The following is a 25,585-nucleotide window of genomic DNA, read 5'->3' as shown; positions in this document are numbered from 1 at the left end:
CTCTCGTCCTAGTTAACTGTCATCTTGCTGCAGTTGCGCTTGGAATAATTCAAGCAAACGCTGCTGCTCCTCAGTCAGAGCTAGGTGATTTAACAATTCAGGGCGACGCTGCCAGGTTCTACCTAATGATTGCATCAATCGCCACTGCCTAATTTTTTCATGGTCCCCACTTAACAACACATCAGGTACCTTTTGACCATCGAGTATTTCGGGCCGCGTATAGTGCGGACAATCCAAAAGACCGTCAGTGAAAGAATCTTCAACTGCTGAAGCTTTATGCCCCAACACGCCAGGAACTAATCGAGCAACCGCGTCCATAAGGACCATTGCTGGCAGTTCACCGCCGCTTAGCACGTAATCACCAATAGAGACTTCTTCATCTACATGGCTTTCGATTACTCGCTCGTCGATGCCTTCATATCGGCCGCAAATTAAAATTGTGCGGTCAATGTTAGCAAGGCGCTGTACGCCTGCTTGGTCAAGGGGTTTCCCTTGTGGTGATAAGTAGATCACCTTACTTTTTTCGCCACCCACTTTCTTGGCGGCTTGTATCGCGTCAGTTAGCGGTTTTACCATCATCAGCATACCGGGGCCGCCTCCGTAGGGGCGATCGTCTACTGTACGATGGCGATCATGTGTAAAGTCACGGGGGTTGAAGGTGTCAACCGATACCGTTCCAGACTTAACAGCTCGTCCTATCACACCCTGTTGGGTAAAAGGGGCAAACATATCTGGAAACAGGCTAACAACGCCAAACCACTTTTCCGGTGTCACTTAAAACCCCGGGTCCCAGTCAACTTTAATGACCTTCGCTTCTTTATCCACCTCTTGTACGACTTCGTCGAACACAAAAGGTAATAGTCTTTCTTTTTGACCAAAAGCATCGCCTACATTCGCTTTAACGTGGATCACGTCGTTAGCACCTGTATTAAACACTTCTTTCACCACACCCAAGTCGTAACCTTGCGTTGTTACCACTTTCATGCCGGTGAGCTCACGCCAATAAACCCCTTCGTCGCCTAAATCAGGCAGCTGTGAAGCATTTATGTTGATATCCAAGTTTTTGATGCGCTCGGCATCATCTCGACTATCAACGCCCACAATTTTTGCAACGAGGCTTTTACCGTGCGGTCGCCACTGGTCAATTTGGTATTCTTTTTCTTCGCCAAGAAACCATGGCGTGTACTCGAAAATACCTTCTGGCGTTTCTGTATAGCTGTTGATTTTGACCCAACCTTTAACACCGTACGGTGCGCCAATTTTGCCAACAATCACTTTGTCAGACGCTAGACTCATCTATACCACCAGTTAATAACAGCTTACGCTGCAGATTTTTTCGCTTCTTTTACCAAGCTAGAAACGCGATCTGATAAGCTCGCGCCTACGCCAACCCAGTAATCTACACGCTCTAGATCTACGCGAAGACGTTCCGCTTGACCTTGTGCAGTTGGGTTGAAGAAACCGATGTTTTCAATGAAACGACCGTTTCTTGCACGACGGCTATCAGCCACCACTAGTTGATAAAATGGACGCTTTTTCGCGCCACCACGCTGTAAACGAATAGTAACCATAAATGCCTCAAACTCGTTGTAGCGTTACCGTTAACTTAAGCCTTCATTCAGCGACTAAAAATTAGACGCCAATTGGAAGGCCGCCGAATTATACGGATATCACCGTTCAATGCAAGTAAAAGTCTTGTTTAACTTATAATATTTTGTTGGTAATACGCGTTTAGAACAATGCAAAGAAGACACCGTTTAAACCTATCCCATTTTTAAACGACGGTTATAGATGGCGCAAGGTTACACTTGCGTCATTATAGTCGTAGGGAACGTTTTGCCACTGTGCGTTTTTAAGCTCTTGCGACTCTGTCTCTTTTGCCTCGGCAGGTTTGCCGGATTTGAGTATTAAACTGGGGAAACCTTGGGCGCCGATACTACGAGCCATACGCATTTCTTCGTTAAGTTTCTCAACAGTACTTTCACTATTAAGCGCTAATTTAAAGCGCTCGACATCAAGCCCTATTTCTTCAGCAAATGCTATCAAGGTATCAAAATCCGAGAGGTTTCTTGCGTTCAAGTAGTACCCTTCTTGAATTGCCTTGATCATTGCTTTCTCTACTATTTTTGCTTCATCACTATCTTTAGCCTGCGCTTTAGCCGCAATAACTGCTCGACACGAAGGATAGGTCGAACGGCGGGGCTGACATTGTGTCCAAAAGTCGTAATTAAACTGGGTGCCTGGCACTCGTTCTTGAATAGTTTTCCAGTATCCAGCAATAGTAAGCTGCATTTGTTCAGGCATCGGCACATCACTATCTGGTGCAAGACCGCCAAGTAAATAGACAACCTCAATATCACTGGGCAAGTCACTTTGTATTTTTTCCCAAGTGGGAACAAACGCCCAGCACCAGCTGCACATGGGGTCGTGCACGTAATATAAAGTTCGCATCTCTTCCATCATTGTCACCTTTGCTGGCCGCTGTCTAACGAAAACACTTAATTTTTCACGCAAGTTAACGCTACAAATATTTAGCTTTATTAATTTACTGCGTTAATTGTTTAATACTTCACTCAATTCTCATCCCAGCGTAAATACTGTCGCTGTAGTCGCATTGGTTACGTCCAATGTACACGCTTTACCGTATAATCCAATCATCAAAGTCAAATGGCGCTCTAGAGACAGCGCTATAAAGAAGTAACGCACGCAACGAGGTAATTTTGACGACACCGCTACCAACCGTATCAACAAAGCAAGTCTTAAAGTGGATTGGCTCACATTTACTTCAATATAAAACAAGAGTTGTAGGCGCTGTCATCGCCCTTTTTGCCGCAGCTATCGCATGGCTTTTACTTGGACAAGGCATTAAGTACGCGATAGATAGCGGCTTTATCGAAAACGCTGCCGACACCTTAAACAAAGCTACGGTTATGGTACTTGCTATAACCATCATCGCCTGTTTAGCAACTTATGCGCGCTTTTACTTAATGACTTGGCTTGGCGAACGGGTTAGCGCAGATATTCGAAACCAGGTATATGCGCATCTTCTCTCGCTTCCGCCGTCATTTTTCGCAGAACTTCGAACAGGAGAAGTAATATCTCGATTTACCAGCGATACGACAATCATCCAGACTGTGGTGGGAATGAGTTTGTCGATGACCCTTCGCTCGGTCGTGACTTTTGTTGGTGCACTGGCCCTTATGACCTTTTCCAGTCCCCTTCTTACCTTCTGTGTAATTGTTGCAGTACCCGCGGTGCTGGTTCCTATCAAAGTACTGGCGCCTCAAGTACGCCGTTATGCCAAAGAAAGCCAGGACAAAGTGGCAGATTTGGGTGCACGAATTGATGAAAGTTTACATGAAATTATGACCGTACAGGCCTATACCGCTGAAAATGCTGAGCGCCTGCACTTTTCTAGAAAAGTTGAGCTTGCCATGGATGTAGCCAAAAAGCGTATCCATTACCGTTCATTACTGATTGGCTGCATTATGTGTATCAGCATGACAGCTATTATTTTTATTGCCTGGGTAGGCGCAAGGCAAGTACTTGACGGAACCATGACAGTAGGCGAGCTTTCTGCCTTTCTTTTCTATGCCGTTATGGCTGGCGGCAGTGTGGCCACAATTAGTGAAGTCATAGGCGAAGTACAGCGTGGTGTGGGGGCGAGCGAGCGTTTATACGAACTGTTTACTACTGAGTCAGCTATTAAACCTGTATCAGATGAGGCAAACAAAATTACCGAGCCTAAGCACACAGTAGAATCTAACGTCAAAGAGGTTGAAAATAAGGTTTCAATTTCCAAGGCTGCCCCTCGAATTCAGTTGGACAAAGTTTCCTTTGCATATCCAGATAGTAAACCTTTGTTTGATAACTTGGACATTGATATAAAAGCTGGAGAACGCCTTGCTTTAGTTGGCGCGAGTGGCGCAGGTAAAACCACCCTCTTTCAATTGCTAATGCGTTTTTACGACCCAAGTAGCGGGCAAATTCTGTTTAACGGGATGCCTATTAACAAAATGCCCGTTAATGTACTGAGGCAGCATATTGCGATTGTCACTCAAGAGCCCGTAGTATTTGCAGATACCGTAATGGAGAACATTCGTTACGGCAGCCCTGAAGCCTCCGATGAAGCCGTAGTAAATGCGGCAAAGCAAGCCTTTGCTCACGAATTTATTGATAGCCTTGATGAACGTTATAACACCCAGTTAGGCGAAAGGGGCGTGAAGCTTTCTGGTGGCCAAAAACAACGTATTGCTATTGCTCGCGCTATTTTGGCCGACCGCCCAATTTTACTGCTCGATGAAGCGACGAGCGCGCTTGATGCCATGAGTGAACGTATGGTTCAGCAAGCGATAGATAGACTAATGGTAGGCAAAACCAGCATCGTCATAGCCCACCGACTTGCAACAGTACAGCATGCTGACCGTATTTTGGTTATGGATAAAGGCAAGGTTGTAGGAAGTGGCAATCACGCTACTTTGATGAAAAGCGATACCCTGTACAGGGAATACGCTGAACTGCAATTGCTTAGCTGAACCGCCTGTGGTGCTATACGGTACAAACAATTAGGTTAACCAATCGGCTATTAAACATCCGTTTTGGTCATACAAAAATAAAGGGTTTACCGCTCTCTACAGCGATGAGCAGAGTAAACTTAACTAACGCTACGGGTTTAAAATGAAATATTCAGTCTATGATGCATTAAAGACATGGACACGTCTTTGTGCTCTTTTTTTAGTGATGGTATCAACTGCGAACGCGCAGTTTATGGGAGATAGACAAGCGAAGCTTGTTGTGACCAAGCCCATTCAATTTATGAACGAAACACGAAAAGTTGAAGCGGTTGGCAGTGCAGAAGCCGTACGCTCTATCGTGTTATATCCTGCCGTTTCTGATGAAGTAACAGAAATTAACTTCGTACCGGGCCAATCGGTGGAGAAAGGCAAGGTATTGGTTCGCCTTGACGATAGACGACAACAAACTGCATTAAAGCGCGCTAAGCTTACTCTAGAGGACGCCCAGCGCACGGTGGAGCGCTTAGCCTCAAGCTATAAGCAAGGTGCAGTGCCCGTTAGCGAACTAGACCTAGCACGCACTCAGCGTGATCTTGCTGAGGTCGCATTAGAAGAAGCGAAAGCAGATTTAGAAGACAGGCATATTGTCGCGCCTTTTGACGGCATTGTTGGAATTACTGACGTAGAGGTAGGCGATCGGATTAACGAACAAACGGTTATCACCACGCTCGATAATAGAAGCAAGCTTTTTATCAATTTCAAAGCCCCTGAAGCCGCCCTTCCTGTTTTGCTCAATGCGCCGAACGTCACACTTGAACCTTGGAGCGATAAAGAACAACTGGTGAAAGCCGAAATAGCGCAGGTCGATTCTCGTATTAATGAAGCTGACCGCACCCTTCGTGCTCGCGCACTTTTAGATAACTCATCTGATAAATTCCGTCCGGGTATGAGTTTTAGAGTTAACTTAAGCATTGAAGGTGATCGCTACGCTGCCGTGCCTGAAGCCGCGTTACTGTGGGGAGCAACCGGTGCGTATATTTGGCTTGCTGAAGATGGGAAAGCCAAACGTGTGGATGTAAGTGTCCATCAGCGTTTAAGAGGAACTATTCTAGTCTCTGGCAATATTAAAGAAGGCGACGCATTAATTTCAGAAGGCGTACAGCGCTTACGTACAGGCCAAGAAATTACTACTGAACTGGCCGGAGGGCCTCAAGGTGAGTGATCCAAATCTATCATCTACAGTCAGTGATCTTCCCTCACTCTCAATACGACGCCCAGTTTTAATCGTTGTTCTCAATCTGCTTATTGCCATTGCAGGCCTTGCCGCTTTAAGCGGGCTTGAGGTTCGAGAACTCCCCGATGTTGATACCCCTCGCGTTACGGTTACAGCGCAATTTCCCGGCGCTTCCCCTGAAACCGTGGATGCGGAAGTTACTGGCCGACTGGAAGGTGCAGTTGCCCGCGTTAGCGGTGTGAAAAACATATACGCGCAAAGCGAAGAAAACTCTGCCCGCGTACGTGTAGAGTTTCGCCCTGGCGTCAACTTAGAAGATGCCGCCAATGAAGTGCGTGAATCTGTAAGTCGCGTACAGCGTCAACTTCCTGAGGACGTAGAGCAAGTGGCAATCATTCGCGCAGACAGCGATGCTCAAGCGGTAGTTAGCCTTGCTATCTCTAGTGATACCCTGGATATGGAAACACTCACCGAGCGCGTCGATACAGACGTAGCGCCTTTGTTTCTCAGCATTCCCGGTGTTGCGGATGTTACCCTAAACGGCGATAGAGAACGTGTCTTGCGCGTATCCGTTGACCCGCTTCGCCTTACCAGCTTTAGTCTTTCCATGAGTGATATAGCCGACGCCCTATCGCTCGCGCCTTTTGATGTTCCCGCAGGCAGTATACAGTCGGCAGAACAGGCGCTTATTGTGCGAGCTGATGCAACGTCAGTCTCGGCAGAAGATGTTGGCAACATTGTTGTAAGTGGTGATATTCGCATTAATGATGTCGCCAGTGTTTACTTTGGCCCCGCCGATACCACCAGCGTGGTTCGCTTAGACGGCACACCAGTTATCGGTGTAGGTGTCATTCGACAAGCTAGCTCTAATACCATAGAAATATCTGATGAAGTGCTAGCCATGGTCAAAGACCTAGACAAGCGCTTCACCGACATGCACATCACGGTGACGGCTGACGACGCGGAGTTTATTAGAGATTCTGTGAAAGAAGTTGTGATATCGCTTAGCCTTACCGTCGCTTTAGTGGTGGTGACGTTACTGGTATTTATAGGTTCATGGCGCGCAACCATTGTTCCGGCGCTTTCTATTCCTGTATCGCTAGCAGGTGCCTTGGCAATTATTTGGGGCATGGGGTTTTCAATTAATATCCTTACCCTGCTCGCCCTTGTTTTAGCCACGGGTATGATTGTGGACGATGCGATTGTTGTTTCTGAAAATATTCAGCGTCGCAGAAGTATGGGGTTAGGTGCTCGTGCTGCAGCCGTAATCGGCACACGTGAAGTATTTTTTGCCGTAGTGGCAACCACCGCAGTACTTGCCTCTGTATTTATTCCCATTGCATTCCTTCCTTCAACCGCTGGGCGTTTGTTTAGAGAGTTTGGAGGGGTATTAGCAGGCGCTGTTGTTATCTCCTCTTTTGTTGCACTTTCCTTGGTACCTGCGCTTACCGCACGCCTAAAAGTAAAAGAAACAAAAAGGGATGGCTTGTTTAGTAAAACCTTTGGACGCTTTGGTAATGCGTGCCTTGGTGTATATCAAGCTTCACTGCTAAAAGCCCTTAAGTATGGCTGGGTAGTGGGCATACTTAGCCTAGCCGCTGGAGGTGGCGCTTATATATTGTCACAAAATATCGATAATGAGCTTTTGCCAAGCGAAGATAGAGGCACAATTCGGATATTTGCCCGCGGCCCTGATGGCGCTGGGCTGAACTTTATGGATAGACAAGCAGAAAAAATGGAAGAGCTGCTGCTTCCTTATGTTGAAAACGGCACCATAGATTCGATTTACACGGTAGTTGGCTCATGGGATCCGAACATTGTATTTATTACCGCACCGCTTAAGCATTGGGATGAACGTGACAAATCACTTCAAGATGTCGTTAACGAAATTCGCCCTAAACTACAGCAAATACCCGGTGCTCCTGGTAACGCCTTTGGTGGCAATAGCCTTAATTTGCGTGGTCAAGGTGGCGGATTGGAGATTGCGCTCACCGGTGATACCTATGAAAACATTTTTCTAGCAGCGCAAAACTTTTCCCGTCAGCTTGAAGAAAAGCTGCCCGAGCTTGGCAGACCCAGAATAAGCTACGACCCTACCCAACCACAAATGCGCGTTAATATAGACCGCCGTCGTGCAGAGGAGCTGGGCGTGCCGCTTACCGACATCGCGAGTACGCTGCGCGCTGCCGTTAATGGCGATGACATTGCCGATTTAAACGTAGGCGATCAGGCCATTCCTATTATGCTGCAAACTAATAATCGCAGTACGCTAGACCCGTCAGAGCTTACCAGCCTGTATGTAAAAAGCGTTGATGGAAATTTAGTACCGCTTTCTAGTGTGGCATTTATTAGCGAAGAAGGCGTTGCTGCTGAACTAGAACGTCAAGCCCAGCGACGAGCAATAAAAGTGGAAATGGAGTTACCAGAAGATGTGGCACTTAGTGAAGTAGTAGATCAAATACGCACGCTAGCACTTGATACTTTGCCCGATGGCATCGGATTGGTCTTTTTAGGTGAAGCACAAACCTTTGAAGAAACGTCCAAACAGGTCGCGCTTACCTATATTTTAGCGTTTGTCATCGTTTTGCTTGTGCTAGCGGCACAGTTTGAAAGTGTGAATAGCGCCGTTGTTGTTATGCTTACCGTGCCCTTTGGTATTGCAGCTGCGGTCTACGCGCTGTTTTTAACCAGCACTAGTATTAACATATACTCGCAAATCGGACTAGTTATGTTAATTGGCCTACTTGCCAAAAATGCCATTCTACTGATTGAGTTTGCCGATCAGCTACGTGATAAAGGGTTTGATATCTATGACGCTATTGTTGAAGCAGGCAAAGTGCGTTTACGCCCCATTATGATGACCTTGGTATCTACAATTCTAGGTGGCCTGCCGTTGATACTATCAACAGGAGCAGGTGCTGAAGCACGCAATGCGATTGGTTGGGTGGTGTTTGGCGGCCTGGGTATCGCAGTGGTATTTACTCTTTACCTCACGCCTGTACTTTACCTAGCACTAGCACGCTTCACCAAACCTCGTGCAGATGAAAGCGCTAAGCTTGAAAAAGAGATGGAAGAAGCGAACGCTCAGCACTCTTAAAATTTTCCCGCTTAGATAGGCGCTACGCCTATTTAAGCGGTGCGTAATGTTTGCGCCATGTTTACGTACTTGAGTTGTGCTTAAACCCTTTTCAAACCGATAATAAATAGTCGCTTTGCCAGTCAGGGAGCGTTAAGAAATAAAAGAGACACCTCAGCCACGGGCGTAGTAACAAACACAATTGTTATTACGCATTGGCTCAGGCGTTTTTAGTTGAAATGCTGCAGAAATACGAAAGACATATAAATCGCGTTATGAGGACTAAACTTCTTACTAGGTCTTACAAAAAGCTTTAACTTTCGTCTTGCCTGTAAAGGCCAGCAGCTGATCTACCATCCTCTCGAAGTAAGGGTTATACGTGAGCCTTGCATACACTCTTTCTTCTTTATCACTGCTAAGCCTGTTGTTTTCGACCGCAGGTTCAAATCCCCAAGGTCCATACCATACTTCTTCCCCTGCTTTGCAGCGCGCTTCAGCATCACTCCCTTGGCCGTTGTCACAAATGCGAAACCTACTTTCCGTTCCATACAAGGAGTTATGCTCAGAAAAAAGTGTACTCATATGAGAAGCCGCACTAATTCGCTGCTCGGGTAAGTTCATGGTTTGCATGATGAGTGTATTATCAGGCACTTCAGGTTTCTTCTCTCCCTGCCACAATAGACACTTACGCGGATGAATGAAATTATCTCTAAATTGTTCAGCAATATTTTTGGTATCAACCACGCTGTCTTTTTCGGCCACCACCATAATTACAGGAAGGTTCAAAGTTCGCTTTCCTTCTGATTGAGAAAACAACTCTTGAAGCACGTTTACGCTTTCCTGATAGGCAGCGAATCCGGGCATAGCGGTGGAATTATAACGGCTGGGGTTATCTTCCTCTTCTACATTAGGCCAAGGAAACAATGAATCGATATAAGGGGCCAAACGGGACACAAAAAAGCGTGACTTAAAGGCTGGTGAAAAATGCATAAGCCCTTTAATATCGAGCTCGTCGGCCATTGAAAAACTTGCAATAGTGGTTAAATTTGCCCCCGTTGAGAAGCCCCCAATGTAGAGGTTATCTACTTCTTCAGAAAACAGCTTTATGTGGTGATTGGTTTCAGCCTGCCACTGTTCATAGTTAACGTTTAGCATGTCCCCTGGCTTTGAGCCATGCCCAGGTAGCAAGATGGTTCTTACATGTATGCCTTTATCACACAAGGCGTTTGCCACATCGCGAAAGAAATAAGGTGAATCGCCAAGGCCATGAACCAATAACACACCGATGTCGCGGTATTGTGTGCCACATTCAAAAGGCATGTTCATGGCAATTTCTTGCGTTTTGTTGTCGGATATAAATGCCCTGTGCTTTAAAAGGTAGCCCTCAACGTCTTTTAAATAATCGTCGAAGGGTTGCACACCAACTGGGAACGCTTGGGTACTCGCGCTAAATTGAAACGCGCTGACTTGAGACGCACTTACTTGAGAGCTGGGGGATGAATAGCACCCGCTTAACACGAACAACGCGAGAGAAGCAGCACATAAATATGCTGCTTTCAATGAGTGTTCTTGTATTTCTGGACGCACTTTGGGGCGCGTTAGCTGGCGCAACTTTTTTCGCATTAGTTAGAAAGACACCTACGATGCTTTAAAGCAATTATTGTAATGTATCTTTGCCTGAAACTAATGCCTTGGCGAGTAATTTATGAGTAAGTAATGATAGAAGCTCGGTTTCTTCTTCACTTCGCTCACCATCTACACCGGTAATCGCCATAGCCACCTCTAACGTTTTGTCTGCGTCAAACGATAGATCATTTTTGAGGCTTTTTAAAAAAGTGACAGTATCGCCGGTGTCGATGGCCTTTCGGGCTTGATAAATAGTGTCGTTTAGAAATGCTTCGCGACAGATTGGGCTTTGCCAATCTAACGATTCAACCATAGCATTCAGGTAGTCTTGTTCAGTCAATGTTACCATTCCATCGACTTGATAAAGTAAAACTGAAAGCTTGATAAGGGCTTGGTTAAAACTTTGTTGTTCTGATAATTGCATAACTCTCTTCCTCTTCGTACTGTACGCAGCAGTACCACAACATGCTCTGCATCCTAGCAGTAGCGAAAATTTTCTGTGCCTACATCGAGCTATTAAACATCGAACGCATTAAAGCGCTTATTGACTGCTTTTAAGACCTGCCAACCTTTACTTTGGTTCCAAAGGCTACAGGACTAACAATGTAGACCGCTCGATTGACGGTAACATTACGCAGCGATGAAGCTTTTAGTTCACGATGTTAAATAAGTGTAAACACCTATTGCATTATAGGACTTTTTTGGCAGGTTCCAAGTGGTAGCCATCGCAAAATACGAAGGGCTTTTGTGGAGTATTGAATTGAACGAATATTGAAGTTGTCTTTGATTCTCTGCAAATCACAGCTAAACAAAAAGTCTGGCACGCTCTTGATTTGCGAGGGCCAGACTTAATTCGACGAGATTTAGGTGCGCACAAAATTCGACATCAACGCAGGCCCAACGTGATGTCATTTATATAGAAGTTACCTGTATAGATTTTATCGTTATTACCGTGAGATTCTAATGCAAAAAACTGCTTATCTTCATCGTTTAGGGCTTGATACCCACCAATTACCTGATAAATCCACACCTCTGGGTCAAAGTCTAAAGCGTGCTCTTCAAAATAATTCAGTGCCGTTTTAGGCTGGCCTGAATCAATCACCTCACAGAAATAGGCTTCAACTGCCTGCTGAAGGGGATCTTTTTCTAGCGACAGAGTGGATTGCTCGGTCACATCAATGTCAACAGGCTTAGTATCTTCGTGCTGAGACTGGCGTTTGTGTACATGAGTCAACGACGACACAATACTTTGATAATCAGCTTCATGCTCAACGTTATTCACATCAGGCGCTGCGTTGGCAATAATCGAATCTGATTGATTAAACAATACTGGCACATTGGTTAGATTAGCATAGTTACCCGGCGCGAAATCAGGCTGCTGCTCCATGTGTAGCAAAAACCCTTTAAGTAACCGTGTACGACCTTGAAACTCTCTAAACCGGCCTAACAGGTCTAATAAACGCGCTTGTACAACAGATAGCTCTTGTGCGGCTTTAGAAAAGCGCTGCTGGAGTGATACTACCAATAAGTGGCGTAGCTCGCGGTTAGACCCAGCCAGTTCACTTAACTCATCGAAGCGGAAACACTCAAGCTGAGCGAGCAAATCCGTTACCTGCCCCTGCGCTAGCTCGTTTTCGCGAATTTTAGCTTCAACCGACGACACATAACCGAATTCATTGTTAATACGGCCGAACATGACACGCACGCTATTACTCAATGATTCTGAAAGTTGATAGACATGCTCGGTCAAATCGCCCATGTGGGCTGCCGCTTCATTGTACTTGTTGTAGTGAAGGGCTTCTTTATAGTGCTCGGTTAGGGTTTTAAGGCTTGCCAGCGACGCACCAATATTCGCATTAATTGTTCGGTTACGTTCGTCTTGCAAGCTTCCTTCTAGAAGCGTTCTTACCGCACTTTTTAAGCGCAATTCACTTTGCGCTTCGGGACGCCATAAGACGCCCAATTGAACGAGCTGCTCCAATACCTTTGGGCTGTGGTCGCGCTCTTTCACTGAACCATTAACATACGCCTGCATAATAAGGTCGCTGTGACGCCCCAGTGCATTTAATAGTTTGGTCCCCGCTTGAATTAAAACCTGGCTCATATCAAGCTACCTTGCGAAATAGCGGCCTCCGCCTGCTCAGACAAGCTCAGCGCTTCGGTTTCGTCGATAAAGCGCAGCATTTCGTAAAGGTGTTCTATCTTACCTGTGCCCAAATAGATTTGTTTATCCGGGTTAGGTTTAATCAGGTAACCCATTTCTGTTAAGCGTTTAAAAACCTGCTTTAGCTGTCCATCTAAGTTCACGCTGGTAGAGCCGAACATACGATAGCGCGAAATTTTCTCTAGTTGCTCTGCATAGGCCGGCGTGTCTTCAATAGTTGTTTGCAGCTCGTTCAAACGAATAGCGCTGCCCATGGTTATTGGCATGTCAGATTCATTGGCTTGTTGAACTAGTAATAACCACTCTACCAGAGGCACTAGATTAGACGCTGTATCTTGAAACTGCTGGGTTAGTACTTTACGTTCGTTTTCACCTATGGTGAGAAAGCTAGCAAAGAAAACATCACCTTCTGCGGTAGTCGAGAGTGTGCGGTTCAGCAATGCTAAGTGAGGCTCTAGCTGTGCAGCGTTATCTCTTGATTTAAGAAAACGCCACGCCTCTTCATCGGTCACCTGACAAATAAACGCGCCTTGTAAAAGTGCACTTAGTACACGGCCTTGTTCTGTCATCATGCTGAAGTCTCCTTGCCTGCTACTTCACTGTTCTTTTCAGCTTCTTTTTTTAGTTTTATGCGTGCGCCTATCGAACTTGCTTTCGGTTGAACTACCTGCAATTGGCGAGTTACTTTATCTATCAAGTAGCGGTTTTCGAATAGCGTCAATACTTCCGATTCTGGATTCGGGAATGCACCCACTACACTAATGTTATTGTTTTGACAGGCTTCAAAGATTTTCTTCACGTTGTTTTGGTGAAGTGTACCTAGCTCATCGATCGGCCAATGCACGGTGGCGTCGGCATCGCCGCGCAGCAGACGGGTAAAGGCAAGTAAGAATTTACACAGAATAAGGTAGGCCATACCGTGGCTTGATGATTCATTCAGCTGGCGGTCGGTACGGATAACAAGGTCGCTGTTCCCCTCACGCAGGTGAAGCTCGATATCAAGTAACTTGCTGATGCCGCCCGTAAGCGCTGCACGGCCAAGAATATCAAGAACCCGGCGCATACTCTGCCCATACTCTTCTTCCGGCAGTTCGTTTGCCCCCTCTTCCATCCAGTGTTCATAAAGCTTTCTGAATTGCTCGAGTTCAGGCCAAAATTCGAGTTCGCTAATACGTGAACGAATTTTAACGGCAGAATCTGATACACCATCAAGGGAAAGATCGCCGTCGACCTCTTGGGTAATGCGGCGGCTTTGCGACACAATGCGTTTATCGATATCGGCAAGAACAAAATAGTATTGCGAAAGATCAGCACCGAATATACGGCCTTGTTCACGTAAGCCTTGCAGCTTTTGCGGCACAATCACGTTCAAAAGCTGTGCAAGGTGCGACACCATGCGACGGTGATCAAAACTCTTCACGCCGTGGGCGTTAAGCGTTGCACACTCTTCACGGGCGCGCTCCCAGGTGTCGGATAAACCTGTACCTGCTTGCGCTGCTATAAGCTGATCAAACCTTTCTACATAAGCTCGTACATCGCTCAATAAGTTTTCACGTTCCTGAAGCTGGCTCTGTACTTCTGAGATACGTTGACCAATACTGACATCGTCATGCTTAATTTCAGCCGTTTCATCACCAGCCTGAAGAGTTAGCTTAGCTAACGACTTACTTAACGTTTTAACTTGCTCCAGGTGCTCACTGGCAGTTTTAAGCGTAGTTTCAAGCTGCCCATGCTGTTCTTGAAGCTGTTCGCGATTAGCTTTATAGGTAGCTTGTTTGCTGGCTAAATTACGCTCAGATTCGCCCAATAACTTGCGCGACTTAGACAAACCTTCTTGCCATACCACTTTTTGCTTGGTAAACACGTTAGTGTACCAACGTTCATAGTCGGCTACTTTGTGACGGTGGGTTTCAGTGCGCGTAATGTCTTCTTTAAGCTTATTGATTTGCTTTTTAAGCTGACCTATTTCATCAACATCCACACCGCGATTGCTCAATTCGCTTTCCAGCCAATCTTGCATATCTTTTCGGTCTTGAGCAGCACTGTCCTTCGCTTTTCGCATATCGCTATCAAGCTGAGAAATCCGCGCTTCACTGTCAGCGATGAGCTGCTGCCAATGGAACTTGTGCTCAGTTTCGGCTTCACGCTGCTGATCTTTAATTTCGTCTCGGCTAAGCTCAAACTGAGCTTTTGCTTGCTTTTGCGACTGCTGATTCGCTTCTAGCTTAGTTTTGGCTTTTTGCTTACGAGTAGATAGAGCCTGCTGATATTCGCTAAGTACCGTATCGCGGTCTTGCTGTGCACGTTTACGGCTAGCTTCCGCACTTTTAACGGCATTGTCTTTTTGGGTAACCACAAGCTCGGCATTACGCACGTCTTCGTTGGCTTTCGCTAGGCGCTGCTCACATTCGTTTTGGGCGGCTAGAGCAGCAGCCTGACGAATTTCAGCTTCTTGCAATTGCTGCTTAAGGGCTTGCTCGGTAAAGGCATAGTCTGGGGTGTCAAGTTCAGTAAGTGCTAACTTAACGCCCATAAAGGTATCGCTGGCATCCTGTGCATCCTTTGCCATAGCAGGCGCTAAATCAGTGCGTTCTAGTAGCTCAGGGCGAACAACTTTACCTAAGGATAACTCCCAGTCATCGACGTTGGCGCGCAAGAACTCAAGTAGCGAGCCTTCGCCAGGGTAAAGAAGCGCATTAATTTTGTTAACCGCTTTTTCTTCTAGTTGAAAGGCGTTGCGTGCTTTATCTAACGCATTTGAACATTCTTTACGAAACTCAACTGATTTGCTGTGCGCCTGCTGCGCTTGTCGCAGTTCACCGCGCGCTGCATCTTCATTGATAGATGCTTCTTTAATGGCCGCATCAAGAATATCGAGTTGAGATTGTTCAAACTCGTTGTAGCCTGCGTTACTCAATGAAGCTTTCAGTTCAGCTTCAGCGACTTTTAGCTCATTTAAACTATTTTGGTAGTCGTTCTGAAGCGCACTTAGCTGACTATTGTAGTCGCTCTGAATGCGGCTTAACGCCTCACGCTCGCTCTGCTGCTGCTCAGCTTTATTCTCTGCGGCTTCTTGGCGTGCGGCTGACATTTCTTCTAGAGTAATTGACAGCTTTTCACCTAGCTCAGCCAAGCGCTTGTTGTAGGCCGACTCAATATCTTGGTGCTTTTCAGTAAGCAGTACATAGCGACTATCGGCCATGGCTTTTTCATTTTGCCACTGCGACAAATTTGCGACGTCTTCTTTAAGCTGCTCAATATTTTCGTCTTGCCACTTATCGAATTCACGCTCTACCGTATCAAGTTCACTGGTGAACTTCTCAACATCAGCGCGAGCAGAAGAAATTACCTGGTTTAGGTGATCACGGGTATCACCCCACTCGCTGTCCGTTTGTTTGCGCTGGAAGCTATTCTCATCCAATTCATTTTTTGTTGTTTCAACGCGCGCAGCTAAGTAGGTCTTATCAAGCTCGAAGCTATGCTTAAGGTTAGCAAGCACTTGCTCTGTGCTCGTTAGCGCCATGTCCGCTTGCTCGAGTTTAGAAAACTCAGGACGAATTTTGTCGAATTGTTTAATTAAGTGACATTCTTTAATCCAGTCATCAACCCGATGGCGGCTAAGGCCTGAAGTAGGCGGCGTAACCCCATCCTCTTCTAAAATAGCGGCAATCATGGCTTTAATGGTTTCCATCTTGCCTTCTTTAGAGTGCACCGCTTTAGCAAGTTTCTCGATGTGGCGCATGTGTTTCGACGGTTCGCAAAGGCTGAAGATTTTGGCGTAGCCTAATAGCTCACGGGCATTGTTACTCTGGTTAAGCACACCGTGGTCGTTTTGAATGATGGCGCGGAAGTCTTTGGTATTAAGTAAGCTGGTTACCAATATGTTGTTGCGCTTCATGGCACGTGCAAGCTCGGCGCTACTTACACTGGCGTGTTTACCGTTCTTTTGTTCTATTAAATAATCACTGATTTCAAATGGCTTGCCAATTAAACGATAATTGACGCCGGTTCCGTTTGAGCTTAATACAGCTTGGCATAGGTCGCCTTCAGCGCGTGTATATTCATAGATAATAAAGCTAGATAAACGCGGTAAGTACCAGCGTTCAAAGCTGTCACGGGTTGCTGGTACCACACGACTAGGGTATTCGCCGTAAAACACGGGTATAAGTCGCTGAAGCGTGGTTTTACCCGACGCATTGGTACCACAAATATTGGTGTGTCCATCAAGCTTTAGTTCGACCACGCCTGGTAAATGCGTGTCGATAAGAATAATACGTTTTAAGCCTGCCATAGTGTTCCTGTATCAATAACTCTGCTGTGTGAATCCTCACACAGCACAAAATTGTGCCTGCTTTGATATACAAAAAAGCGGTATATCGAATAGAAGCCGCGCACATGCGCACGATGTAGCCCGTCAGTGTATTATGAATTCACGAATTTGCACAGATGCGCAATGATTTGTTGGTTACAAAGCACGCTATGGCGCAAGAATCATTTGATGTTTCTCTTTATCGAGGTTTGCGCCGCTTCGAATTAAAAATAAAATTTCAATAATTTTTCTAACTAGATTAACTTTTGCACTTGCTGGTTAACCAATTTTAAAACATCTTATTAACCAATAAGAAACATTTGGTAAAAACCGTGTCTACAAACAACAAAAACGAAAACGCCCTACAAGAAACCCTAAAAGTACTTTTCTACTTCTTTTTAATTGCATTGGTGATAACAGCGGTATCGGCCTGTGGAAGTAGCTCTATGAGTGATACAACTTCTCAACCTGTGGCTGTACCTGATTCTCAAGGTGGTGGAGAAACGCCCACTGAAGAGCAAGCAGAGTTTACCCTAAAGTCTGAAATCATGTTGAGCGCCACGGGCGCTGCCAGCGCTAGCGAAACCTACGCATCAATAGAAAGCGTGTTTGGAGAAGGCAGCATAGAAGCCCCCGACTTATTCGCTGGTGACCATACTTCTACGCCGCATATTTTAGAGGAAACCGATAGCGTTGTAGGCCACCACTTTGTGTTTTTAGCCCACCGAGATGAGGACTTCAACAAAGGTGTTCAGTCGGACCGTCAGCGCAACGAAATAAAAACCTATGACAAAAGCGATGTCGAAGTACTCGGGTTTGAAGGAGAAACCATGCAGTTTGAATGGTATTTCTATGTTGACAGCGATATGTCTTTAACGAGCAGGTTTAGCCACTTCTTCCAGCTTAAAGCGCGAAATGACAGTGAAGACAACAGTAACGGTAACGACGATCAGCCCGTCATTACCCTTTCTGCTGTTGAAAAAGACAGCTCAGGCAAAGAACTACAAGTAAGACACAGTGTAGGGTTTAACTCTGACGGTTCTCGCACCAGTGATGTTTATTTAGTTCGAGCAAACTGGAGCGATATCGCCGATGAGTGGGTTAAGGTATTTGTGCAAGCAACCTTTGCCGAAGAAGGCGACTTCATCTTGCAAATAACCCGCGTTCGTGACGACGCGACTATAGTCGACATTAACGAAACAGATATCGATATGTGGCGAGGTGTATCTGACGAGGACTTTATCCGCCCTAAGTGGGGTATCTATCGCTCTACCGCTGAAATAGATAAATTACGCCAGCAGGAAGAACGAGTGAAGTTTGCTGACTTCGTTATTAGAAAAGGTACGCTTTGATTTGCAATTGAAGCTACTCAATCGATGTTTTCACTTTAAGTGATACTGGGAATAGTCGAAAGACGTTTTTAAAAGTTCTTTTAAAAAAGGCGGTAAGCAATACTCAGGTTCACTTACCACACTCATTTAGCTTTGACAGTGTGTTTTTAAACTATCACGTTGGAAAGCGCTATTATGCGCCTTCCAACCACTACCTTACCTATTTAACAGCTAGTACATTCACAGACTCTGGCGCGGGGTACATCATGCTGAAAGTCGGCGCAATGTCACCCGAGGCTGAATTTAAAATGTTGTCGAAGCGTAGGATCATACCGTTTGATTTTTCTGCTACGTAAACATGACCGTTGCTAAGCATCAGATCCACTGGGTTACCCAACATCGAACTCGGGCCCGCAATATTAACCGATACATCGGTTAAACCATCTGCGTTGCCAGCACCAGGAATAACGTAAACTTTGCCGTCTGTTGCATCTGCAGCGCTACCAACGTCAGAAATAACAAGGCTATCGCTTTGGCTATCGTAGTCTATACCATGGATGTTCGTTGGCGCCTCAAATGCAGCACCGTCGCTTGCGGGTACGATTAATCTATCTTCACCTGTAATTACGGTCTCACCACTTTGCAGTCTGCGCATTACTTCTTCAAAAACTGCCACAGAACCGTTGGTTAATGCTAAATACGCGCTGTCAGTCGATGGGTCGTAATCCACATCCCAAGGACGTCCACCATCAGCGGCTTCGAGCGTTAAAAGAGGCGCGACATTACCCGATGCACATGGCGAAAATACTCTTACAGCAGGCGTGTTTTCATTAACATCAGCCACAAACACCACACCGGCTTCAGAAGCAATGTCTAACCCTTTCGGTGCAATCAGTCCGGTTTCGCTACCCATAATCATGTGGTCGTAGCTATCGCTGTACGTCATCCCATTGCGCATAGTTTTCAAGCGATTGATTACCAGTAAGCCGCCTGTTGATGTATCCACATCATCAAAAGTGATAACACCGTCACCACTTGCCGTAAACGCGGCACTTTCAATGCTCATACCTGCGTTAAAAGCGCTCAGGTCACTGGTTAATGTAGCGCTATATTGGGCAACCTCACCTGTTGTACCCCCTTCGGTTGAAGGATTACTTGATACCGAAAGCCCCATAATAGGCATAGTCGTTATCCCGTCGTCCGAAGCGTCTTTCATTTCACCTAATTCTTTGAATTCAGCTAAAGACTCCGGCTTCACCGATGGCGTTGATAATGTCGGTGCAATATCACCGCTCTCTCCGTTGAAAATATTTGAGAAAACCAGAATGGCGTCGTTTGATTTTTCCGCCACGCGAAGATCAGACCCGGTTAGGATAATGTCTACTGGGTTACCAAGCTGGGTCGATGCTCCGCCTATTACTCTGGTTGGTACGACAGCCCCGTCTGCTGAAGAAACATTTTCAATTACAAATATTTGACCGTCGTCGGCCACAGAAGCATCGCCCACATCTGATAGCACAATACGGTTAGATTTAGGTTCATACACAATGCCGTGCAAATTAATCGAAATTTGATTTCCATCGGTGTCCGAAGGAACAACTGAACGCATCACAGTAGGCGCAAAATTTGAACTTGCCACATTGTCGTACACCGCTAGCGTGCCGTCGGTAAGTGCAACGAATAACCTATCGCTTTGCTCGTCGTAGGCCAAATCCCATGGTTTTGCAGATACCATTATCTCAGCAATAGGTGCAACGTCCCCTGCTGCTTGACTACCAAACACGCTTATTTTTTGACCGTTGAAGTCTGCCACCATCACTAGGCCAGCATTTTCAGCAAAAGCTATACCTTTAGGGTTGACTAAACCGGTAGCTGCCCCCGTTATCTCGTGCCCTTTATTCATCATGTAATCAGTCTGTGTATCAAAATTACATTGCGTTCTTAAAAGCGGTAAGTCACTGTCGCCCGCTTGAATAAGAGAACCTTTATTGGTGAAGACAATACCTTCATTAGCGCCAGTGGTTACCGTACTTAGCGCGCTAGCGTTTTGGTCGACAGCCGTTACCGTATTGCGATTATCATCGCCATTATTGGCAACCAGGAAAGTAGCTGCAGCAAAGCCGGGTGTACCGTCTTGGCCTGGTGCGCCATCGACGCCATCAGCACCATCCAAACCGTCGGTCCCGTCGTCACCATCACAGGCGCTTAAGGCAAAAACCATAGCCGTTGCTAATAATGATAATTTCATTTTTTGCTGCGAAGTTTTATTGAATTCCATCTTCATCTCCATACTTGTTGTTTTTGAAGAGACGCTGTCAACCGCGAATCTGTGCGATAGATACTGCTCACGTCCTGTTCAACAAGCCAAACGAGCCACATTTAATATTGGATGCAACAAAAATAAAAAAACCTCAACGCAATGCTGCTGTTGAGGTTTTTGGTAGTGTTAGAACTATAGCGAATTAGCGTGGTGGGAAGCCGCCGCCCCCGCCGAAGCCGCCACCGCCAAATCCACCTGGGCCGCCCGGACCGCCAGGGCCTCCAAAGCCGCCGCCACCCGGAGGCATCATGCCTTTCATCTGGCGCATCATTTTCTTCATGCCGCCGCCAGACATCTTCTTCATCATTTTCTGCATTTGCGTAAACTGTTTAAGCAAACGGTTTACGTCTTGAATTTGGGTTCCAGAGCCTGCTGCAATACGACGTTTGCGTGAACCTTTGATCATATCAGGGCGCGCACGCTCAGCCGGTGTCATTGAATTGATGATGGCTTCCATTTGATTGAACTGCTTGTCGTTCGCCTGATCTTTAATTTTATCAGACATACCGCCCATGCCAGGCAGCTTATCAAGCATTCCCATCATGCCGCCCATGTTCTTCATCTGCTCAAGCTGATCTTTAAAGTCTTGCAGATCAAAGCCTTTACCTTTCTGTACTTTTTTGGCTAGCTTTTCGGCTTTTGATTTATCTACTTTACGCTCAACCTCTTCGATAAGGCTGAGTACGTCACCCATGCCCAAGATACGAGACGCAACACGCTCAGGGTGGAAAGGCTCAAGTGCATCAACCTTCTCCCCCATACCAATAAACTTGATTGGCTTACCGGTAATGTGACGAACCGACAGCGCAGCACCACCTCTTGCGTCACCGTCCGCTTTGGTAAGGATTACACCGGTAAGCGGAAGCGCATCGTTAAAGGCTTTTGCCGTATTCGCAGCATCTTGCCCCGTCATGGCGTCAACCACAAACAGAGTCTCGATAGGCTTAACGGCAGCGTGAAGCTCTTTAATTTCGTCCATCATGTCATTGTCGACGTGCAAACGACCTGCGGTATCCACTAGTAGTACATCAAAGAAGTTCTTCTTAGCTTCGACAATGGCATCGTTAACGATATCAATCGGCTTTTGTAAAATCGTTGACGGATGGAAAGCAACATTCACTTCACCAGCAAGGGTTTCAAGCTGCTTGATAGCGGCGGGACGGTATACGTCGGCACTCACTACCATTACTTTCTTTTTCTCGCGCTCTGTTAAGTATTTGGCAAGTTTACCTACAGAGGTGGTTTTACCCGCACCTTGTAGACCCGCCATTAGCACAACAGCAGGAGGCTGAGTTGCTAGGTTCAGCTTTTCGTTCGCCTCACCCATTACAGACTCTAGTTCAGACTGAACGATTTTAATGAATACTTGGCCAGGTTTAAGACTCTTGGTCACTTCTGTGCCAACAGCACGCTCTTTTACCTGCGCAACAAACGATTTTACCACTGGAAGCGCTACGTCGGCTTCAAGGAGTGCCATTCGCACTTCACGTAGCGTTTCTTTAATATTGTCTTCAGTAAGACGCCCTTTACCGCTGACATTTCGTAATGTCTGGCCTAAGCGTTCTGATAAATTCTCAAACATAGTATGAAACTTCTTTTTATTTCAGACGTAATGCCCGCATTGTAACGTAAAAGCGAACGGTAACGTACCCACAATTGCGGTTAAATTTTTAAACGTTTTCGCTAAGGGCTGTCGAACTTTGATGTATAAATTTCGAATTGAACATGAGTAAAAATTAACTATTCATGACCCTATACCCACACTAAAAGTGGGTGTGAAACAAACAAAATCAAGGAGATGGTTGAATTTACTTGCAAGTTGCAGTATCAATACCGACTCAGTCGGTGAAGACATCACCTACCTATTACAGGACGCATCATGAACACCCTTTTCGCCATTTCTGCTGCTTTACTCTACGCGTTGGCTGCGGCAGTGCTAATTGGCAAATTCGTACATCAGGATGGCCCAAACAAACGTTTAGGTCTATCTATCGCTAGTGTAGGGGCAATCGCACATATCGCGTTTCTTACCAGCGCCATTATGGTAGCGCCAGGTCAGGATATGAGTGTAACCAATGTACTTTCATTAGTGTCGTGGATAATCACTATCTCCATGCTCATTTTCGCCCGCTCTATTCCAAATTTGATATTACTTCCCGTCGTATTCGGCTTTGCCAGCCTCACGGTGCTTGCTTCAAAGTTTATCCCCGTGTCGTACATCATGCATATTGAACTGCAGCCCGGCTTAGTGATTCATATTAGCCTATCCTTGTTTGCATACTGTACTTTGGTCATCGCGTTTTTGTATGCACTTCAAATGTCTTACATCACCTATAGGCTAAAACAGAAAGGTGCCGCGCTGCTCCACTCATCGCTGCCCCCTCTAATGCTGGTAGAGAACATCTTGTTTAAGCTATTACTTGCGGGCACTTGTTTATTGACTGTTTCGCTTATTAGCGGATTTGTTTTTTTAGAGGATATGTTTAATAAGACCTATGCGCACAAAACGGTGCTTTCCGCTGCTGCGCTTGTGGTTTTTCTTATTCTTCTGATAGGCCAAAAACTAAGAGGTTGGCGAGGACGCCAAGTCATTGTTATGACGGTATTGGGTGTCACGCTGTTATCTCTTGCCTATTTTGGTAGCAAGTTAGTGCGCGAGTTCCTTCTTTAAATAAACATATTTGTAGCCGCCGAATCTATCTACCACATTGCTAGGCGGCTCACTCTTTACACTAAACTTTCTAAGTATTTAGGTTGATATCAACAATTTCCCCTTGAAACTCCCCCTTCAAATCAATACATTTGAAGCCTTAGTTTGTACAGGAAAACCTTAATTGGACGACATATCAACGAGTACGCTGTTTATCGCGCTCGGCGTACTCATATTACTATCTGCGTATTTCTCTAGTTCAGAAACAGGCATGATGTCGATAAACCGCTATCGACTTAAGCACTTGCAGGGAGAAGGCAACCGCTCAGCTATGCGTGTTGCTAAGCTTCTAGAACGACCAGACCGCCTAATCGGCCTCATCCTAATCGGTAACAACCTTGTTAACATAGCGGCTTCTTCGCTTGCCACCATACTCTGTATTCGCCTATTTGGTGACTATTGGGGGCTGTTCGCGGCAACCTTTGGCCTAACGTTAGTTCTACTCATTTTTGCAGAAGTCACCCCTAAGACCTTGGCTGCACTTTATCCTGAAAAGATAGCGTTCCCTAGTTCTATTATTCTGCTTCCATTACTCACCCTACTTTACCCTTTTGTCGCAGCTATCAACGGTATAACTAACGGCATTCTTGCACTGCTAAAAATTAGCCCGGCAAATGGCAATGATGATTCATTGAGTAGAGAAGAATTGAGAACCGTAGTGTTTGAAGCTGGCGCTATGATCCCTAAGCGTCACCAAGACATGTTGGTTAGCATTCTGGATTTAGAAAGCGTCACTGCCGAAGATATCATGGTGCCTCGCGCTGAAATTTTTGCTATAGATATCAATGACGACTGGAAGAAAATTCAAAAAGCCTTGACCCATGCTCAGCACACCCGAGTGTTGTTATATCGCGATAGTGTCGATGACGCGGTAGGTTTTGTACACGTACGTGATGCTCTGCGGCTTTTATCAAAAGATCAGTTTACCAAATCGAGCCTGCTTCGCGCAGTACGGGAAATTTACTACACCCCTGAATCTACGCCACTGCATACGCTAATGTATAAGTTTCAGGCAGAGAAAGAGCGCATCGCCTTAGTGGTAGACGAATATGGCGATATCATGGGCCTAGTAACCCTGGAAGATATTTTAGAAGAAATTATCGGTGACTTCACCACTAGTATGGTTCCCGATCACAGTAAAGAAGCCCACGTACAGCAAGATGGCTCGGTACTGGTCGACGGTAGTGCCAACGTGCGTGAATTAAACCGCGAAATGGACTGGAAATTACCAACCGAAGGACCGAAAACCCTTAACGGGCTATTGCTTGAGTATCTTGAAGATATTCCGGAAAACAAAGTCAGTGTACGTTTGGCAGGTTACCCACTTGAAATTGTGGATATTTCAGAAAGCATGATAAAAACCGTCAGAATTATGCCGGAATATTATGTTGCACCGAACGAGTCAAACAATGACCACTAAGCAACGGGGTGGTTATTGTTCCTTTGACCTTATCTGTTAGCCTTTTGTTTCGTCAGCGAGACGCTGTGCACGATTCGCCAGCGCTCTTGCTTTCGCAGCAGCGACTTTATCTGATAGTTCAGATAACCTGGCAATAATATCCTGCGTCTCCTCATCTTCACGTAAATCAGCCTCCGCCATATGCGACTGCAATGAACGCTTAAGGAGCTCAGGAATAGATTTGCTGTCCATTTCCCAACCCTTCAATAGAATAAACTTTGACACTCTCAAAAAGGCTATCGACCGGATAGGGATATACTTAACAATTATTTGTTCAATTTTTATTAATTAACATGAGAATGAATGGACAGGGTTAGAGACCTTGATAGTGCGTAACTAAGGTGCCCTTGTGCTCATTCAAAGAGTACTTAATTACCGCAATTGACGCTGTAGAAAACAAGCTGGTGGTGTAGGACTGGCAAAGTTCATCAACCAAATAGCTAACTAGTGGCATATGACTAACGACAAGCACCTTGTTAATAGACTTTTTAGAGTTGACTGCTGCGTGAAGCAAGCCGTCGATATAATCACTTACCAATCGTGGCGAGCCTTCTGGCACAATATCTTCGTTACTTTCTACTTTACCCGCCACCACATCTAACGACACCATATCAAAAGTTTGTTTTGCTCTGCGGTAAGGGCTAACAAGCGCTAAATCAACAACGCCTTCGGTGCAGTACTGATCTTTTAGCCATAGTGCAGCGGTCTTGGCTTGTTCTCGGCCAACTGACGTGAGCTGCCTACTTTTGTCATCGAGTCGAGGTGCTTCTGCTTCACCGTGACGCATAATGAAAAGATAAATGTCGTCGTTGCTACTTTGACCTGACATAACATTGCGCATA

At 45.8% G+C, this 25,585-nt stretch carries 19 protein-coding genes; 6 read left to right on the top strand and 13 right to left on the bottom strand.

What is annotated here, in order from left to right:
- Positions 1–12: 12 nt before the first annotated feature.
- From trmD to ACXAGK_RS04235, 4 genes are all read right to left on the bottom strand, one after another.
- Positions 13–774: a tRNA (guanosine(37)-N1)-methyltransferase TrmD gene (gene trmD / locus ACXAGK_RS04250; protein ID WP_334057805.1), complete on the bottom strand. Its 762-nt coding sequence runs from the start codon at positions 772–774 to the stop codon at positions 13–15.
- Positions 775–1,296, bottom strand: coding sequence for a ribosome maturation factor RimM (gene rimM / locus ACXAGK_RS04245; protein WP_179982811.1), 522 nt, complete (start codon positions 1,294–1,296; stop codon positions 775–777).
- A 23-nt stretch (positions 1,297–1,319) separates the two neighbouring features.
- On the bottom strand, positions 1,320–1,571 hold the full coding sequence (gene rpsP, locus ACXAGK_RS04240; RefSeq protein ID WP_105931878.1) for a 30S ribosomal protein S16: 252 nt from the start codon (positions 1,569–1,571) through the stop codon (positions 1,320–1,322).
- 214 nt (positions 1,572–1,785) lie between these two features.
- Entirely contained in the window at positions 1,786–2,460 is a 675-nt protein-coding gene (locus ACXAGK_RS04235) for a DsbA family protein (protein WP_474854313.1), read from the bottom strand.
- Between the two features lie 260 nt (positions 2,461–2,720).
- Here ACXAGK_RS04235 and ACXAGK_RS04230 point away from each other — a divergent pair, with 260 nt between their 5' ends.
- The 3 genes from ACXAGK_RS04230 to ACXAGK_RS04220 all read left to right on the top strand — a co-directional run bounded on the left by ACXAGK_RS04230 (position 2,721) and on the right by ACXAGK_RS04220 (position 8,845).
- The gene (locus ACXAGK_RS04230) at positions 2,721–4,535 is read left to right on the top strand and encodes an ABC transporter transmembrane domain-containing protein (RefSeq protein ID WP_474854311.1); all 1,815 of its coding nucleotides are present in this window, start codon (positions 2,721–2,723) and stop codon (positions 4,533–4,535) included.
- A 142-nt stretch (positions 4,536–4,677) separates the two neighbouring features.
- On the top strand, positions 4,678–5,736 hold the full coding sequence (locus ACXAGK_RS04225; protein ID WP_474854309.1) for an efflux RND transporter periplasmic adaptor subunit: 1,059 nt from the start codon (positions 4,678–4,680) through the stop codon (positions 5,734–5,736).
- Positions 5,729–8,845, top strand: a complete 3,117-nt coding sequence (locus ACXAGK_RS04220) for an efflux RND transporter permease subunit (RefSeq protein ID WP_474854308.1) — start codon at positions 5,729–5,731, stop codon at positions 8,843–8,845. The genes ACXAGK_RS04225 and ACXAGK_RS04220 overlap by 8 nt, the downstream gene beginning before the upstream one ends.
- A 273-nt stretch (positions 8,846–9,118) precedes the next feature.
- On the opposite strand, the gene ACXAGK_RS04215 is transcribed toward ACXAGK_RS04220, so the two are convergent.
- From ACXAGK_RS04215 to ACXAGK_RS04195, 5 genes are all read right to left on the bottom strand, one after another.
- Complete coding sequence (locus ACXAGK_RS04215) at positions 9,119–10,447, bottom strand: alpha/beta hydrolase (RefSeq protein ID WP_474854306.1); 1,329 nt, start codon at positions 10,445–10,447, stop codon at positions 9,119–9,121.
- A gap of 34 nt (positions 10,448–10,481) precedes the next feature.
- The gene (locus ACXAGK_RS04210; RefSeq protein ID WP_025254566.1) at positions 10,482–10,874 is read right to left on the bottom strand and encodes a TerB family tellurite resistance protein; all 393 of its coding nucleotides are present in this window, start codon (positions 10,872–10,874) and stop codon (positions 10,482–10,484) included.
- 462 nt (positions 10,875–11,336) lie between these two features.
- Positions 11,337–12,554 carry a phosphoenolpyruvate carboxylase gene (locus ACXAGK_RS04205; protein ID WP_474807924.1) on the bottom strand — a complete coding sequence of 406 codons (1,218 nt, stop codon included), beginning with the start codon at positions 12,552–12,554 and terminating at the stop codon, positions 11,337–11,339.
- A complete protein-coding gene (locus ACXAGK_RS04200) occupies positions 12,551–13,186 on the bottom strand; it encodes a condensin complex protein MksE (protein ID WP_014978725.1) in 636 nt (211 codons plus the stop codon). Before ACXAGK_RS04200 ends, ACXAGK_RS04205 begins: the two co-directional genes overlap by 4 nt.
- Entirely contained in the window at positions 13,183–16,905 is a 3,723-nt protein-coding gene (locus ACXAGK_RS04195; protein WP_474854303.1) for an ATP-binding protein, read from the bottom strand. The genes ACXAGK_RS04200 and ACXAGK_RS04195 overlap by 4 nt, the downstream gene beginning before the upstream one ends.
- Before the next feature lie 350 nt (positions 16,906–17,255).
- On the opposite strand from ACXAGK_RS04195, the gene ACXAGK_RS04190 reads away from it, so the two are divergent.
- The gene (locus ACXAGK_RS04190) at positions 17,256–18,275 is read left to right on the top strand and encodes a heparin lyase I family protein (RefSeq protein WP_474854301.1); all 1,020 of its coding nucleotides are present in this window, start codon (positions 17,256–17,258) and stop codon (positions 18,273–18,275) included.
- A gap of 199 nt (positions 18,276–18,474) precedes the next feature.
- Here the strand turns inward: ACXAGK_RS04190 and ACXAGK_RS04185 are convergent, their stop codons facing one another.
- Together ACXAGK_RS04185 and ffh are read right to left on the bottom strand one after the other, a co-directional pair.
- Complete coding sequence (locus tag ACXAGK_RS04185) at positions 18,475–20,532, bottom strand: hypothetical protein (RefSeq protein ID WP_474854299.1); 2,058 nt, start codon at positions 20,530–20,532, stop codon at positions 18,475–18,477.
- Between the two features lie 184 nt (positions 20,533–20,716).
- On the bottom strand, positions 20,717–22,156 hold the full coding sequence (ffh, locus tag ACXAGK_RS04180) for a signal recognition particle protein (protein WP_269916103.1): 1,440 nt from the start codon (positions 22,154–22,156) through the stop codon (positions 20,717–20,719).
- 297 nt (positions 22,157–22,453) lie between these two features.
- On the opposite strand from ffh, the gene ACXAGK_RS04175 reads away from it, so the two are divergent.
- Together ACXAGK_RS04175 and ACXAGK_RS04170 are read left to right on the top strand one after the other, a co-directional pair.
- Positions 22,454–23,245 (top strand): cytochrome C assembly family protein, encoded by a 792-nt coding sequence (locus ACXAGK_RS04175; RefSeq protein WP_474854297.1) that lies wholly within the window; start codon positions 22,454–22,456, stop codon positions 23,243–23,245.
- A 163-nt stretch (positions 23,246–23,408) separates the two neighbouring features.
- Positions 23,409–24,704 carry an HlyC/CorC family transporter gene (locus tag ACXAGK_RS04170; protein ID WP_118489833.1) on the top strand — a complete coding sequence of 432 codons (1,296 nt, stop codon included), beginning with the start codon at positions 23,409–23,411 and terminating at the stop codon, positions 24,702–24,704.
- Positions 24,705–24,740: 36 nt separating this feature from the next.
- On the opposite strand, the gene ACXAGK_RS04165 is transcribed toward ACXAGK_RS04170, so the two are convergent.
- A complete protein-coding gene (locus ACXAGK_RS04165; RefSeq protein ID WP_118489834.1) occupies positions 24,741–24,935 on the bottom strand; it encodes a hypothetical protein in 195 nt (64 codons plus the stop codon).
- Positions 24,936–25,056: 121 nt separating this feature from the next.
- Positions 25,057–25,572, bottom strand: a complete 516-nt coding sequence (sixA, locus tag ACXAGK_RS04160) for a phosphohistidine phosphatase SixA (RefSeq protein WP_474854294.1) — start codon at positions 25,570–25,572, stop codon at positions 25,057–25,059.
- Positions 25,573–25,585 lie beyond the last annotated feature (13 nt).

Source organism: Alteromonas sp. ABM1_013 (assembly GCF_056160505.1).
The sequence above is the reverse complement of the archived record's forward strand: the minus strand, read 5'-3'. Positions and strand labels throughout refer to the sequence as shown.

Bases quoted from the DNA above. Each gene is read 5' to 3' on its own strand.
- ACXAGK_RS04215 (WP_474854306.1), bottom strand. From the start codon at position 10,447: ATGCGAAAAAAGTTGCGCCAGCTAACGCGCCCCAAAGTGCGTCCAGAA.
- ACXAGK_RS04185 (WP_474854299.1), bottom strand. From the start codon at position 20,532: ATGGAATTCAATAAAACTTCGCAGCAAAAAATGAAATTATCATTATTA.
- sixA (WP_474854294.1), bottom strand. From the start codon at position 25,572: ATGTCAGGTCAAAGTAGCAACGACGACATTTATCTTTTCATTATGCGT.
- rpsP (WP_105931878.1), bottom strand. From the start codon at position 1,571: ATGGTTACTATTCGTTTACAGCGTGGTGGCGCGAAAAAGCGTCCATTT.
- ACXAGK_RS04200 (WP_014978725.1), bottom strand. From the start codon at position 13,186: ATGATGACAGAACAAGGCCGTGTACTAAGTGCACTTTTACAAGGCGCG.
- ACXAGK_RS04165 (WP_118489834.1), bottom strand. From the start codon at position 24,935: ATGGACAGCAAATCTATTCCTGAGCTCCTTAAGCGTTCATTGCAGTCG.
- ACXAGK_RS04225 (WP_474854309.1), top strand. From the start codon at position 4,678: ATGAAATATTCAGTCTATGATGCATTAAAGACATGGACACGTCTTTGT.
- ACXAGK_RS04235 (WP_474854313.1), bottom strand. From the start codon at position 2,460: ATGGAAGAGATGCGAACTTTATATTACGTGCACGACCCCATGTGCAGC.
- ACXAGK_RS04175 (WP_474854297.1), top strand. From the start codon at position 22,454: ATGAACACCCTTTTCGCCATTTCTGCTGCTTTACTCTACGCGTTGGCT.
- ACXAGK_RS04195 (WP_474854303.1), bottom strand. From the start codon at position 16,905: ATGGCAGGCTTAAAACGTATTATTCTTATCGACACGCATTTACCAGGC.
- ACXAGK_RS04205 (WP_474807924.1), bottom strand. From the start codon at position 12,554: ATGAGCCAGGTTTTAATTCAAGCGGGGACCAAACTATTAAATGCACTG.
- rimM (WP_179982811.1), bottom strand. From the start codon at position 1,296: ATGAGTCTAGCGTCTGACAAAGTGATTGTTGGCAAAATTGGCGCACCG.
- ffh (WP_269916103.1), bottom strand. From the start codon at position 22,156: ATGTTTGAGAATTTATCAGAACGCTTAGGCCAGACATTACGAAATGTC.
- ACXAGK_RS04210 (WP_025254566.1), bottom strand. From the start codon at position 10,874: ATGCAATTATCAGAACAACAAAGTTTTAACCAAGCCCTTATCAAGCTT.